Below are 14,031 nucleotides of genomic sequence, written 5' to 3'. Positions count from 1 at the left end.
AGCCGCAGCTCCCTTGTCATCTTGTTGCAATTTAGCCAACCAGCTGTTTTTCTTTGATTTCAGCCAGTGTTTTGCAATCGACGCACAGTTCAGCGGTCGGGCGCGCTTCAAGGCGACGAATACCGATTTCAACACCGCAGGATTCGCAATAACCGAAGTCATCTTCTTCCAGCTTTTTCAGTGTCTTTTCGATTTTCTTGATTAATTTACGCTCACGATCACGGGCACGTAATTCCAGCGCAAATTCTTCTTCCTGTGCTGCACGGTCTACCGGATCCGGGAAGTTAGCCGCTTCATCTTTCATATGATCAACGGTACGGTCAACTTCTTCACGCAGCTGGTTTTTCCATGCTTCCAGAATTTTCCGGAAGTGCTCTTTCTGCTGGTCATTCATGTACTCCTCACCAGGGGCTAACTGATAAGGGGTGACGCCCGCGATGGCCAGCGGTCCCAGAGATTTTTTGTTATCTTCTGCTGACATGCCTATCTCCTACTTTTACATGACACAGCACGTCACTGTGTGCTGGCGATGAATTTTGAGGCCGGTATCTATATCAGATGCAGCCTCGCCTCGCAAATCCGTTGGCAAAAAATGTTAGCCAAGCCTGAAACTTCATCACAACCTCACATGAAATGCCTGATTCCCGATTGTGATTTCAAACAGGCACCACTTTATGGGGACTCGGTATTACCATTTCAATGCTATCGGCAAAATAATTTCTCAAAATGAGAATTGATAACATGTACTGGTTTTCTACTATTTTAGTCCCGCATGGTTATGAATGTCCGGTTATATAGCAGAAATATGAACTATTGCTGCTTTTCATCAACTGATTGATTAAGTAACGGCCAGCGCCGTAATGGCTTATACCAGACACCGTCGGCAGCGGAGATCGATTCATACAAAATGAACTCTGAAACCTGCAATCGCAGGGCAGGCGCAGGGCACTGCGTCATAGCGCGCGCGTTACGAAACAATGTGATATGAGGGCGATAATCTGTGCTGACAGGCAAGCCAAGTTGTGTCAGCGATTCCCCTAAGCGGTTTACCAGATGCAGCAAGGGCGGGGCAGGGTGTTGCGGTCCCAGCCACAAGCAGTGGGCATGACGAAATAAACCGTATTGATCCAGTGTTAGCTCAAAGGGTGGACTGCGTAGTTCTGCGGCAACCTGATAAAGTTGCGGCAGAATATGCTCGTCCTGCATGCCCAGAAAATGCAATGTAAGATGAAAATTGTTTGCATTGACTGGTTTGCGGTGTCCTTCTTCATGCAGTTGTTGCTGACAATGATGTAAGGCACTGGCCACTGATTGTGCCGGTAGTGCAAAAAAGAGACGGCGTTGCATCAGCTATTTGCTTTGCCGTTATAAAGTTTACCGCCTTCCTGCAAATAGAGTTCAAGTACGGCTTTTCCTGCCGGTTGTTGCACATTACGGCTCACTTCAATCCCGGCGTTACTCAGATATTCATACGATTGTTCAAATACCGGGCCTTCGTCAAAACCAATAGCACGGGCATCTTCTCCCGTAGCGGCGCAGACCAAACGTTTGACTCCAGACCAAAGGATCGCCCCCATACACATGGCACATGGTTCACAGGAGGTGAATAGTTCATATTCACCGGACTGGCTGTTCAGGCTGAACTGTTGCAGACGTTGCTCACCCAGCATGATAGCCATGACTTCGCCATGCAGTGTGGAGTTATTCTGCGCTACAACCTGATTTACACCGACACTTAATAAGACGCCGCTCTGACGGTGGACAATGATGCTGGCGAACGGGCCACCGGTGCCACGCAGAACATTCTGACGTGCCAGTTCAATTGCCAGGGTCATTTTTTCTTCATCGGAATGCAGGGCTTGTTGCCAGTCCACTACCTGATTGATCCAATCCGGCAGATGAATGGCCAGCTGAGCTTGCGGGGCCTGGGTAATTGCTGTGCAGTGGTGTTGACACACGACCTGTGACTCCTCATTTAAATAATCAGCGAGGCGGCATAGTAGCATTGTTGCAGCAATAAAAAAGCGGACGATGCTGCCATCATCCGCTTATGGGTGATTAGATAAAGTTAAATAGCGGTACCGTAATAAGCGGCAGTATAAAGTGCTTTAACATCAGCTACAGTCGGTTTGCCCGGGTTAGTCAGTGTGCAAGGATCTGCGTGTGCATTCACACTCATACGATCCAGTACATCGCGGAATTTGGCTTCAGCAAAATCCACCTCATCACACGCTTTGAAACAGCATGGAATGCCTAGTTTGGCATTCAGTTGCCGTACCGATTCCGCCAGATCAGTCAGACCCAGCAATTTCTCCACCCGATCATATTTGTCGCTGAACCGGCGATTAAAGTTGATGATATAAGGCATCAGAATGGCATTTGCCAGACCGTGAGTGACACCGAATTCACCACCGATTTTATGTGCCAGAGAATGTACCAGACCTAAAGACGCATTGGTAAATGCCATGCCTGCCAGCGCAGACGCATTGTGCATGTTGAATCTGGCTTCTTTGTTATGCGGATCGCTATACGCTGTTTCCAGATTTTCCAGCACCAGCTTGATGGCTTCAATGGCATAAGGATCTGTGAATGATGTCGCAGCGATAGACGCAACAGCCTCGGTTGCATGAGCCAGTACATCCATACCGGTATTTGCTGTGATATGCGGTGGCATCAATTCAGGCAGAGCCGGATCAAGGATCGCCAGATCAGGCACCATATCGGCTGCTACAATCGGGTATTTGATATGATTTTCGGTGTCAGTAATAACAGAAAACGCAGTGATTTCTGAAGCGGTGCCGCTGGTGGAAGGGATTGCAACAAAACGGGCTTTATTACGCAGAGGCGGCATAGAGCCGACAGCAATAATATCTTCAAATTTCAGGTGAGGATGTTCATAAAAACACCACATCACTTTGGCCGCATCCAGCGCCGAACCGCCACCAATTGCGACAATCCAGTCAGGTTCAAACTCCAGCATTGCTTGCGCGCCGCGTTGAACAGTTGCTACTGACGGATTAGGTTCCACGCCATCAATGACGATACTGGTCATGCCGGCTTTTGCCAGCAGTGCCTGTGCCTGCTCCAGAAAACCAAAGCGCTTCATTGAACTACCACCGGTGACCAGTGCTGCTCGTTTGCCTTTTAATGTACTAAGGGTTTGAAGGGCATTTTCGCCATAGACGATATCGCGGGGAACAGAAAAGTGCATTACGCTCATGAGGAGCTCCTGTTATTAACTTGATAATGAAAGATGTATATCAAATGAGATTTTAATGAGTCTCAGGTTGATATCATCTTCATTCAGAACAGGAGGTGCGTCTTTGATTTACTTAACAGAATTTTTATTTTAATTATTAAAATTCAATAAGTTTTTTCTATATTTGAAGCTTGTTGTATTCAGCGTGCAGAGTGCGCTGCATGATACGAACTGTGTTGGTAAAAAGTAATTAATTGAGAACAGTAGACATTTTGCAACAGGCTACATACCAGCAATATGCTGAAAGGCAGAAGCTGCATTCTGATCTGCATATTGGTGCATTAACCAGTTGTGCATGGCATTTGCCGACATTAATCCGGTTTGGCGTTTCCACAGCGGCTTTTTACGCTGATCATTACCTTCCAGAGGTTCATAGCAGATCCAGCTGTTTTGTTGATGACCAAGGTGTTTTGATACGCTGATATTATTTGAAATATTAATAAACATAAGTTTCCTTTAATAATTATGTGCCCATGCCGGGCTGCTAATTTTTAGTTTGGTTAAAGATAAATACACATGTAAGTGCTAAAAGCAAAATGCAGAGATAACGTCCATAAGATGGAAGGCTGTGCCGGAACAACGAGACTTTCTAGAGATGATTTAGAAGAGACGGTGTAGCGAGAAAAGACAACGCAGTTATTACTTAATCATTGAGCAGAATCTAATCTATAGGGTTATCGCCCGCATAGCAAGTGCATTTAGTGAATTATTTTAGTAAATGCACTTGCTACCCACCAAAATTCAGATCATTGAGTTTCTGGGGAGATGATTATTCGAATTAATCCGGCTCAGGCAAATGTAGTCACTACCAGATAAGATGTGTAACCCGAAAAGCAGCCCAGCAGTAAAATTCCGCCGGATCGGCTGATCATTTTTTTCTTTCTCATGCCAACACCGAATATGAATAATGACAGGGTTAGTAACGTCATTACCAGAATATCGCGGGATAAAATTTCAGGATCGGTCTGCTGTGGTGAAATTGAACCGGCTATACCGACAACCATCAGTGTATTGAAAAGATTTGAACCGATAATGTTGCCCAAAGCGATGTCGTCTTCACCTTTGCGTGCTGCAACAATCGAAGAGGCCAGTTCTGGTAAGGAGGTTCCAATAGCAACAATAGTCAGGCCAATAATTAAATCACTGATGCCAAGTTGTTGCGCGATGCTAACCGCTCCCCATACCAGAAACCGCGAGCTGATGATCAAAATAATTAACCCGCTAATCATCCGGAATAATGCAAGGCGAACAGGTATGTTCGGCTGACTTGATAATTCGGTATTCATTTCATCAGCGAAAGCATCGCTTCGCTGTTTCATGCCTTGCCAGACAGTCCAGCCCATCAGTAGAAGAAAAATGACAATCAGCATGATGGCATCAAGTCTGCTCAGCACACCATCCCATAGCTGATAGATAGCGACACCGGTTATGGCTGTCAGAATTGGTAATTCTTTACGTAATATCTGTGAATGAATAGTAATCGGACAAATGACTGCAGTCAGACCAAGAATTAAGGCGATGTTAGTAATATTGGAACCGTAAGCATTACCTAGAGCGATGCCGGGATTTCCCTGTATGGCTGCCAGCGCAGATACTACCATTTCCGGCATTGAAGTACCGAAACCGACAATCACCATACCAATCAGTAGCGGGGGCATTCCAAAATAGCGAGCTGTTGCCGCTGAACCGTCAACAAACCGCTCGGCACTCCAGACCAGTACAACCAGACCTAATATTATAGCTAGTAATGGCATAGCCATTTGATTCATCCCATAACAGACGGATTATTAAAAATAATAACGAATATAAACGGATACTTCATTTCGGAAAAACAAATAGTGTATGGCAGGAATTATGAGTGGTTATTTCGTACGCATGCTGAGATAACGCAGCATGCGTACGAAATAAGGTCGCGATATGCGACCTCGTTCGATTAACGGGAACTCCCCGTTAGCTGGGTACGACACTGTCAACTGATTGAGATAATGCAGGATGACAGTGACAAGAAATGAATAATTGTTATTCACCTGGTGTTACATCAATAGATCTTAACATTTGCTTCAATTGCGCAATTCCGTCTTCACCAGGAAGAGAAACGGCCACATTGAGTATGTTGGGAGTAACTTTTTCTTCTGACCATGGACATGATGCTGTAATAACCCTGATTGGATAACCATGGAAATGAGGCAATACAAGGTCATGACTAATAAAATGCGCTTTTTGTAATTTTTCAACATTAACCATAAGTGCTCTCCTGTGGTTCACTGAGTCTTTGTTATAACAGACCTAATCCTCCCTGAATCAAACTTACATCACCAAAATTAACTTTAATTGACGGCCAACGCAGTCGGGATGGTATCTGTCTCGCATTCTGAGAAAAATAATGATTGTTTTCAAAAGAGTTAGCCGTGTTGCAATACAGGCTGATCAGTGAGTTAGGAGCACCACATGCTGAGCATGTTCCTTTGGGAATAACGGCTGGCTGTCGATGTGGAAGAGATATGCCTAAACATATACCTAAAAAGTGCGGATTCTAATGAGAGTTAATGAAAACCACTAGACAATAAAAAACCCGCAAAGCCTTTCAGCTAGCGGGTTCAATGTATGTTTTGAAACATTCTGGTACTGTTCAAAACCAATTTTTGGTGGGCTGGCGTCGTCTGAGTTTGAGTTTTATCAATTTGAATTTAAAGGTTTTTTGTGATTGATTGCTTGTTGTTGTGTTACTCTTGGTGTTACTTTTGACTATTCCACCCATATTCTTAGCTGTCTACTTAGCCAAAACTAGAGATATAGGATACCGGTTCAATTCCCTGAAGGCTCGGTTCAACTCCTCAAAAAAACATCGGTTCAACTCCCTAAGAGGCTGGTTTATCTGTCTAGTTTTTTCCGAAACCACTACATAAAACATACGCTATATAAAAGCTATGCGACTATTCTTTCTACTTTATCTTAAGCAGTTCTTCCCCGCTTGTTGTGTACGCAGTCATCGACTACGCTTTCGCGATCCCTTCTCAGGCTAGTCAGACCTTGCCTTTTCCACAGTGGTTAATTTGTCCAGCACTCGCATCAATGGCTCAAAGTGAGCTTTTACTGCCGTATCGCTGAATAGATCAGGTTGATAAATACCAGCATCATAAAAGTCATTCAGCATGACACCGCCTTTCATGTAGCGATAATTAGCCCTGTTGGGTTTCCATTCGTACTGTTAATCGGTGTGTAAGTTCACTGAGCTAACACGTTTCTGCCCCATTTTGTTTTACGACCAGCCTTAATCTAACTATCCTCAAGGCTCTAAGTGAATGTTATGAGGTTAAACTTTGAACTATTACTCGCGTTGAGCATGAGCGAGATCATGTTAAGTTACACAATGCTTTGATTTACATACGCATTAGTCTGAATATAACCTTTATGTCTATTCTTAATATCAATGGAAAGTACGTAATGACAGATCTGAACCAACTAATCGCATCGGCTGTAAAAGAATCAGGTGCGGATGACTCAATCAAATCTCAATTGACTGAATCCCTTAAGAAAGAACTGAGTGGCTACGTAAATCTCGAACTATTAAAGACCAAGTTAGAAGTATTATACAACTTCGAAAAAAACTATCTGGAACTCGTCAAAGAATACAAAGAGGAAATCAAGTTTGCTTCTACCTTGCAAGAAGATTTACGTAAAGAGCGATCAAAATTCTTCTCTGAAACATTAAAAGAAGTTTCCCATACTCTAAGCGAATCTCAGGTTGATGGTGATGTTGCATCAAAATGGCTCAAAGAACTTGTTGATAGTTACACCAAGAGCCTAGATCTTAGCAGCAGCCTAATTGAAGAACATACACTTGATACTATCGGTAAGATTCGTGCTGAGGCTAAGTTGAATAAGCCTTCTGTCGCCTCTAGTGATAACCATTAATGGAATATGACACTCACATAAAGCATCTGGTTTGTGTGCTTCACTTAGTCAAGCAACTCAAAGCTGTTCACGAAGATTTAGGCAAGAGAACCAGAGAACATTTATTGCGAGTGTTATATAGAATCATGCAAGATAAACTAGCAGAATCGAAAGTGGCTCCAACCGTCATGATGGAGCTACTAACAGCTTTACGAGAGGCAAGGGAAGACCTAGTTTTTCGAAGTGTTAATGAAGATCCTCAACTCTATTCGTCTTTCTTCCAATATGAAAAGAATGAAAACCTTTTATCACTCTCATTTGAAAGAGAATATTCAATATTTATTAATGCCAATCTGGAAAAACTTTCAATCCGTATAACTGATATAAATGATGAAGTTACGCAGAGAAAGTTAAAGCATATCACAGAAGAATTTGTAAGCTTCAAACAGTCAAAAAGCACATCTTGTATAGACTCATTCTTTTTGGAAGATAAAGTAAAACAAATCGAAAAGATATTCTCAATCTTTGATAAAGATAAAGATAGGCTTGAAGAAATCAATTACATAAGAAGGAAAGATCAAGTTCTCTTTGAAAGAGAATTTAATAGACTTTTAGGAGAACAAAATGGGGATATTTAGTCGTATTGGTGGTGCATTGCTCAATTGTATCAGCAAACCAGTAGATGTTTTATGTGAATGGGCTAGTGAGCCTTTAAAATCCAGATCTCACGAAAGGAGCGAATCCTCAAGAGAATCTGAACATAAACGCAACATGGATACATTAACTGCTCAAAAACGTTCTGAACACGAAATCAGAACAAAGGAGATGGAGCTTGAACATGAACTAAGGGCAAAAGAGAAAGAGCTAGACGTAGATCTTGAGGTCCGTAGAGTTCGTGAAATCGAAAAGGCAGTCGCCGAAATCCAAGAATGGAAAAAAGAAAAAGAGTTTGAGCGAATGGAGCGCACTACCGTAGCTATTGCTCTTTATCTTGAACAGTTAACGAAGCTAAACGTTGAAACAATCAATGCGATAGGTCATATGCAACTTGAGCTAAAGGAACGTGCTCAACAGCTTGTTTATGAAAAAACCATTCAGTATAAACAACTTCAAAATACCGCAATCGAAGAAGCGATGAACGATTTCATTAGAATCGAAGATAAATTTGGTGATAATGAAAGAGCAAAAGACATTCTAATTCGAGCTGTTGATACTAAAATGGGTAACATTATTCATACTTCAACTCGTTTCCTAGAAGAACTGAATAGAGACATTGTTAGCTTAAACCAAAGCATTGACAGGCTGACCAATCAAGGTCAAAAATTCATCGAAAATCATTTAGAGCGTTTTCATATTACTGATGCTGGTGCGCCACTTTCAATTGCCAGTGATGGAAAGACTATTCCATCGTTGAAAGACATTAACTAACCATTTGTGTAAGCCCCGTATGGGGCTTTCTACTATTGGGCAACTTAAGGCTTATTGTCACGATACATCTCCCCCCCAAGTCTTACAAAGCTGACTTACGTAAACCCTTAACTCATTTTTGTCCAAAAACAACTTAGAATAAAAAAAGAATGTTCCAACAGCAAAGGGCTTTCGCCCCTTGCTATCCCCGCAGTAAAAATCATGATCTACAACTGCTTCTTGGCATCCACCATCTTTTTTATCTCTATCCCCAACTGAATAGAACCGATGATAACGGGCAAATATTTATTGGCGGTCTCGGCTTGTTGTTGCCATTTTGGGTGCTGCGCCAGCACATCCACTGCGGATGTTAGAATTTTCTTGATTGTCATTTTAATGATTTCCTCTTCGTGTTCGTTCCTGCCACTACGGTGTGTTTTGGGGTTTAAATCACCTTTAATACACCACGCAACAAACTGTTCATCTGAAGAAAACGGGTGTTCTGTCATCTTACTCATCTGTTCAAATGCTCTGTCTAAACTTTCCGGCCTCGCATACGGGCGGAACGGATAATTGCGGATAAAGCATCCTTTCTGCTGACAAAAATGGTCCATATTTTCAACAAGAATTGAACGAGTATTTTTGCTATCAAAATAAATAACATTGTTTTCTCCTGCGTAAATACCGTGCTGTGGAACATCACCCTGATAGGTAATGATGTGGTCTGCGATTTCCATCGTTTTGTCCTCATAAGGAAATAAAATGCCCCAACAGAGGCAAAATAGGATGAAAGATAAACCTGAGAATTGGCCTTCAGCCGTTCCAGTTTTGTATTGGGTTTATTGATGGGTTTCGTAGGTGTTGCTATTGCTATACGAAGTTGGTTTTTCAGAGAAATATTTTTGGGAAGGGTGAATGCGGTGCAGTGAAAAATAGAAGGAGGTGATGAGCCTCCCTTGGTATCAAATGTTGACTAAGGTAATCAGTTGTCCCACATCAGACAGCTAAACGCTGATGTGTTGGTTGCAGGCAGCGTGACTGAAACACCTTTAACTGGTAGGGCGAGTTTCTGACCATCTGCGGTGACGATTGTTATTGATTTGGCTTTACGTAACTTAGCCCACATGTCGTAAAAGTTGTTTTCACCGACACGAGAGTTAGTTTCATAAGGCGCTTCATATTCGCTTCCGTTAACTATCAACGAAAAACCTTTAGCGGCATAAGAGCCATATTCTTGCCCTTTGACAGTGGCGGTCATAGACACCTTGGCAATATCACTGCATGCGATATATAGGCTGTTGTGCGCATCAACCACGGCGGTGTATTCGGTTGTTCCCTGACCCCAACCACTGCTCCATTGACCAGCTTCGCCATACGCCAGCGCATTGTTACTCAGCAACGCAACTATTGGTAAAAGTAATGATGCTTTCATTATTTGTTTTCCTTATCCAATGTAATAACCCAGCACATTTTGCATAAAACCACTACAAGCAATAATGCCAATAACGCCACCGATGAGTTGTGGACCAACTTTCCAGAATAGACGTTGTTTGAACATATCTTGAGCTCCATTTGCTATCAAGATATCCGGTTTGACGAAGCGACGGAATAGTTCACCGCCCATCAAACCCAGTGACAAGAAAAGTGAGCCAAAGACAAAGAACCAAAAATGCCCCCAGAATCCGAGGTGAGGTGAGCCGCCAGTAAAGAGTGAATAAATCGTGGAAACTAAAATAAAAAGTGTGGCAATAATCGGATAACGGATCATGGTTTTTTCCTTAGTATTTGTAGTGGAGTCTGTTCATCTGGACTGAAAGCGAAGGTAACCAGCCATGCGAGGATGAGTGCAGACGCATGAAATGAAGGATGTGACATGTATCGATTAACGTAAAAATTGGTTGTTTTGCGTTAATAATCAACCTTCAGGGGTGATAATCACCTTTTTAAGCCCTTACGGTCAATGAGTCTATAGCCAACTATAAAGGTTGACTGGAGGACTCATGACCGAGATCAACATTAAGCTGCTGACCAAGGCGATTGGGAAAGCAATTGCGCGCCAACGACAGCAAAAAGCCATGACGCAGGAGGAAGTGGCAGAGTACCTAAATATCGGTATGGAAGCTGTTTCCCGAATGGAGCGAGGTATTGTGGTGCCAACCATTGTCCGACTGGCTGAATTGGCTCAACTTTTTGACTGTGAGTTAACTGATTTCCTACGTGAAACCAGCAATCGTCCTACTGAGCAAAGCATTATATTAAGTCAGCAACTAGCCAGATTGAATGATACTGACCGGAAACTATTACTTAATACGATGATGCAACTGGTTGAACGACTTGCTGATTCTTAAGCATGAGTATTTGTAGTTAACTTAATTGGTTGTATTAGCCTGTTTCCCCAATTTAGGCGTTAACGTTGTTTTTCTCCGCTGTTGAATAGGCTGTTCACTGGCTATCTGATGAGTGAAAACAGCCGTTTTGTCATCGTGAACTGGTCCGTCAGGATAGAACTCTTCCATGACCAATGGTATTTCTTCCTCCGAGTCTTCGAACTGGCCGTTTTGCAGCAATTGTCGGGCTGTATGCTCCAGTTCAATCATGCCTAAACCCGCCTCTAAATCGGATTCAGCAGCGTCTTTGGCTTGGCTGATGGTAGTGGCAAGCTCCGCACCTTCCCGCAAAGTAAGGTCCACGTAATACACCGGTGTTTGATACGACAGTGTGGTGGTCTTGGCGCGAAGCTTGAGCAGTAAGGGCAGATAACGCGTATTACCGCCGCTCAATGCCTGAAAGTATTGCAGACGGGCGGCTAAGGTTCGCACCGAGTTATAACCGGTTGTTCGGAAGATGAAACTGCCTAACTCATCGCCTTGACCATCAACCTGCACATTCAATCGGCCATACAATTTGCAACCATGTTCTCGCGCATACGGGCAAAACTGCGGGCCCGCACAAGGCTGTTCTTCTGTGCCACCGGCTGCACTCACTCGTCGGGCTTTCTCTCCATCGCCAACACACAGCGGTCGTCCGGTTTGTCGGTCAAACGCACTGTATTCCGCACGCAGATTTAAGTCGGTGTCATTAAACAGCATCCGAACCGGTATCGCGCGAATTTTCTGATTCGGCGCGGCCTCTGAGAGTTTTTGATGCAGCGGGTGCAGTAACCATTCCCCCTTGTTTTTGATTTGTGTGGTTAAGGTAAAACTATCGTCTTTTTCCGGTAGCCATTTATCGTTTTTACACACTAAACGGCCAATCGAGATACGCCCGATAACGGGCGGGGTAATTGCCAGTCCTTTAATCATACGGACTCCTAATATGGGTTAATGAGAAGGATGAGCAGTGGTTTGAATGGTGAAGCGACGCGAGCCCGGAACAGGTTTGCAATATTGTTGGATCAACTCAGGGTGTTCTTGACTGATTTTATCGACATCAGCTACCAGCCGGTCTTTGGCTTTGCGCCAAGTGACTTTGCCTTGTTGGAATAACGCCGCCGTACAGGTGCCTAACGCCACTTGAATGCGTTGTTTGATTTCGGACTCTTTGCGCTCAGCGACTTCCTTCTGTTCACGTAAATTGAGTAATTCGGCAAACAGTTGGTTGTATTCCGGCGACTCCGATAAATCGAGCGTTTGACCGTTATCCGCTGGAAACAGGGATAACAGTGCTTTGCCTGCATCATCAGAGCCATCGGGCTCAGGTTGTCGGTTGTCTTGCACACAGGCCCAGAACTGCGACTCCCGTTCGATTAAATCCGCAATTTTGTCATCATCGCGTTCAATACGATAAATCCGAAAATCCTGCCCACCAATCAACACCGCTACATCGGCCCACGCATGACCCGTCACCGCCAATTGATGTAATACCTGACATTGGTAAGCAATCGGTATCCCGTCTTCCCATTGAGGTGCCGAGTGATAACCCGCCGTTTTAATTTCCAATATCCCGCAATCTGCTTTACCCACCACTTCACGGTCAAGGTTCGCCAACATGAACGGATAATCTGGATGCTGAAGTACCGCATTGACCCGTCGTACACGTCGGCCTGTTCTGGCGGCATACACTTTGGCTAATACCGGCTCTAACACCGTTCCCCAAATCACGGCTTCCTTCTCGGATAAATCCGCGGCTGGCTTACGATTGGTTTTCTCAAGCCACAGCGATAACGGGCTTTTATACGGCGATAGCCCCACGGCTACTGCTGCATCCGAAGAACCAATCCCTTGCGCTCTGATTTTCAACCATGCTTCACGGCCTAAATCAGTGGTCGAGGCCAACCGAATGGCTTGGTAATAACGTGCTTTCATAGAAACTCCAGAAATGAAAAACCCCGAGGGCAAGGCCGTTCGGGGCTACTGAATGAATGGAATAAAGGGGATAAAGAAAATAAATCAGTGAACGAGCGTTAACGCCTGTTCTAACGCTTTGTGTTTCAGTTGTGCGCCCTGACCAAACCAAGCGGAATCAAGGCGATTGTCTTGATTGCGTGCTCGACGATGATGGTCGACATATTCCGTGACCGCATTCAGTAACCCCCACGCCGTGCCACTGGCAGCCGAGTAATCTGACCCCATGCCTTCCCCCAGATACAAACCACTCACTTTCTGGAAGATTTTGGAATCGGCATTGGCTTCGCTGTACTCCGGTTCATTCAACACAATACGTAAATATTGGTCTGCTTCCTCCGGCGATACAGAGCGCTGTCCCAACTGCTTGAGATTGCGCATAAACGCATCCCAATTGGAAAAGCCCAGCCCTAATGCTTCTTTCACCTGCATTGGGTCAAACTTGGTGGAGTGCGGTATTTTCACGGCACCGGAGCTCTCCCGCGTTGCCATCTGCAAGGTGTTATTACACACCACGCGAACTGAGGTGAATTGCGCGGTCGTACATAACGTACCGTCACAACTGGTGGCTAATAACAGATAGGCTTTAATACGGTCATTGCCTTTAATGCGTGCTTCTTGACCGGTTTTCGCTAACGCCCAGAGTTTACGCCCGCCTTTTAATACCCCCGCCGTTTCTAATTCAAAACCACCGACAGACACCAAGTCTTTATAAAAGTTCAGCACCTCATGCGGCTGCACGACTTTATAACGATTGGAGACCACCGATAACGGCTCTAACGAATCAGAACGATAAAGTACCTTGGCATCGGAATGAGAACGAATATTTAACGCAGCAGAGTCCGCATTAAATAAAACGTCCGACTGTTGAATAGACCAATCCATACCCGCCTCTTTAAGCCAGATATTAATTGGTTGTTGTTCGGTGAGTTGATTGCCTAAACCGTGCCATGGTGTTGCACCGATATAAGCCATGGATGATATTTCATGAGCCATAAATATATTCCTTGTTGTTTGGTATTTACGTCTAAGGAATGATATATATTTGTAATAAATTCGGATTGACTGTTTTTTAGTGGGGCACTAATCTATTGCCACTTCTGCTATTAGTAGCAGAAGTGGCAATAA

General features: G+C 44.0%; 17 protein-coding genes. 4 read left to right on the top strand and 13 right to left on the bottom strand.

All coding sequences use genetic code 11. From position 1 onward, the window contains the following. Positions 1 to 31: 31 nt before the first annotated feature. The 7 genes from dksA to TOLA_RS11620 form a co-directional block, all read right to left on the bottom strand. On the bottom strand, positions 32 to 481 hold the full coding sequence (gene dksA / locus TOLA_RS11650; RefSeq protein ID WP_015879361.1) for an RNA polymerase-binding protein DksA: 450 nt from the start codon (positions 479 to 481) through the stop codon (positions 32 to 34). Positions 482 to 810: 329 nt separating this feature from the next. Beyond that, the gene (gene thpR, locus TOLA_RS11645; RefSeq protein ID WP_015879360.1) at positions 811 to 1,347 is read right to left on the bottom strand and encodes an RNA 2',3'-cyclic phosphodiesterase; all 537 of its coding nucleotides are present in this window, start codon (positions 1,345 to 1,347) and stop codon (positions 811 to 813) included. Further along, positions 1,347 to 1,958: a nucleoside deaminase gene (locus tag TOLA_RS11640; protein WP_015879359.1), complete on the bottom strand. Its 612-nt coding sequence runs from the start codon at positions 1,956 to 1,958 to the stop codon at positions 1,347 to 1,349. Before TOLA_RS11640 ends, thpR begins: the two co-directional genes overlap by 1 nt. Before the next feature lie 110 nt (positions 1,959 to 2,068). Continuing rightward, on the bottom strand, positions 2,069 to 3,220 hold the full coding sequence (locus TOLA_RS11635; protein ID WP_015879358.1) for an iron-containing alcohol dehydrogenase: 1,152 nt from the start codon (positions 3,218 to 3,220) through the stop codon (positions 2,069 to 2,071). Positions 3,221 to 3,481: 261 nt separating this feature from the next. After that, positions 3,482 to 3,706 (bottom strand): hypothetical protein, encoded by a 225-nt coding sequence (locus TOLA_RS11630; protein ID WP_015879357.1) that lies wholly within the window; start codon positions 3,704 to 3,706, stop codon positions 3,482 to 3,484. A gap of 341 nt (positions 3,707 to 4,047) precedes the next feature. Further along, entirely contained in the window at positions 4,048 to 5,019 is a 972-nt protein-coding gene (locus tag TOLA_RS11625) for a calcium/sodium antiporter (RefSeq protein ID WP_015879356.1), read from the bottom strand. Positions 5,020 to 5,278: 259 nt separating this feature from the next. Further along, positions 5,279 to 5,503: a hypothetical protein gene (locus TOLA_RS11620; protein WP_015879355.1), complete on the bottom strand. Its 225-nt coding sequence runs from the start codon at positions 5,501 to 5,503 to the stop codon at positions 5,279 to 5,281. Between the two features lie 1,200 nt (positions 5,504 to 6,703). Between TOLA_RS11620 and TOLA_RS11615 the strand changes: the two genes are divergently transcribed. From TOLA_RS11615 to TOLA_RS11605, 3 genes are read left to right on the top strand one after another with little or no spacing between them, the layout of a single operon-like run. Further along, the gene (locus TOLA_RS11615; protein ID WP_015879354.1) at positions 6,704 to 7,174 is read left to right on the top strand and encodes a hypothetical protein; all 471 of its coding nucleotides are present in this window, start codon (positions 6,704 to 6,706) and stop codon (positions 7,172 to 7,174) included. Continuing rightward, entirely contained in the window at positions 7,174 to 7,791 is a 618-nt protein-coding gene (locus TOLA_RS11610; RefSeq protein WP_015879353.1) for a hypothetical protein, read from the top strand. The genes TOLA_RS11615 and TOLA_RS11610 overlap by 1 nt, the downstream gene beginning before the upstream one ends. Further along, positions 7,778 to 8,581, top strand: coding sequence for a hypothetical protein (locus TOLA_RS11605; protein ID WP_015879352.1), 804 nt, complete (start codon positions 7,778 to 7,780; stop codon positions 8,579 to 8,581). The genes TOLA_RS11610 and TOLA_RS11605 overlap by 14 nt, the downstream gene beginning before the upstream one ends. 206 nt (positions 8,582 to 8,787) lie before the next feature. On the opposite strand, the gene TOLA_RS11600 is transcribed toward TOLA_RS11605, so the two are convergent. The 3 genes from TOLA_RS11600 to TOLA_RS11590 form a co-directional block, all read right to left on the bottom strand. Further along, positions 8,788 to 9,297 carry a hypothetical protein gene (locus tag TOLA_RS11600; RefSeq protein ID WP_015879351.1) on the bottom strand — a complete coding sequence of 170 codons (510 nt, stop codon included), beginning with the start codon at positions 9,295 to 9,297 and terminating at the stop codon, positions 8,788 to 8,790. A gap of 245 nt (positions 9,298 to 9,542) precedes the next feature. Further along, entirely contained in the window at positions 9,543 to 9,992 is a 450-nt protein-coding gene (locus TOLA_RS11595; RefSeq protein ID WP_015879350.1) for a hypothetical protein, read from the bottom strand. 12 nt (positions 9,993 to 10,004) lie between these two features. Then, positions 10,005 to 10,328: a hypothetical protein gene (locus TOLA_RS11590; protein ID WP_015879349.1), complete on the bottom strand. Its 324-nt coding sequence runs from the start codon at positions 10,326 to 10,328 to the stop codon at positions 10,005 to 10,007. Positions 10,329 to 10,560: 232 nt separating this feature from the next. Here TOLA_RS11590 and TOLA_RS11585 point away from each other — a divergent pair, with 232 nt between their 5' ends. Continuing rightward, complete coding sequence (locus TOLA_RS11585; RefSeq protein WP_015879348.1) at positions 10,561 to 10,908, top strand: helix-turn-helix domain-containing protein; 348 nt, start codon at positions 10,561 to 10,563, stop codon at positions 10,906 to 10,908. Positions 10,909 to 10,929: 21 nt separating this feature from the next. Here the strand turns inward: TOLA_RS11585 and TOLA_RS11580 are convergent, their stop codons facing one another. From TOLA_RS11580 to TOLA_RS11570, 3 genes are all read right to left on the bottom strand, one after another. Next, entirely contained in the window at positions 10,930 to 11,862 is a 933-nt protein-coding gene (locus TOLA_RS11580) for a recombination directionality factor (RefSeq protein ID WP_015879347.1), read from the bottom strand. 18 nt (positions 11,863 to 11,880) lie between these two features. Further along, entirely contained in the window at positions 11,881 to 12,864 is a 984-nt protein-coding gene (locus TOLA_RS11575; RefSeq protein WP_015879346.1) for a YqaJ viral recombinase family nuclease, read from the bottom strand. Positions 12,865 to 12,948: 84 nt separating this feature from the next. Next, entirely contained in the window at positions 12,949 to 13,899 is a 951-nt protein-coding gene (locus TOLA_RS11570) for a DUF932 domain-containing protein (RefSeq protein ID WP_015879345.1), read from the bottom strand. Positions 13,900 to 14,031: the final 132 nt, after the last annotated feature.

The sequence above is a fragment of the Tolumonas auensis DSM 9187 genome (genome assembly GCF_000023065.1).
Classification (GTDB): Bacteria; Pseudomonadota; Gammaproteobacteria; order Enterobacterales; family Aeromonadaceae; genus Tolumonas; species Tolumonas auensis.
This window is presented reverse-complemented; position numbering and strand designations above follow the sequence as displayed.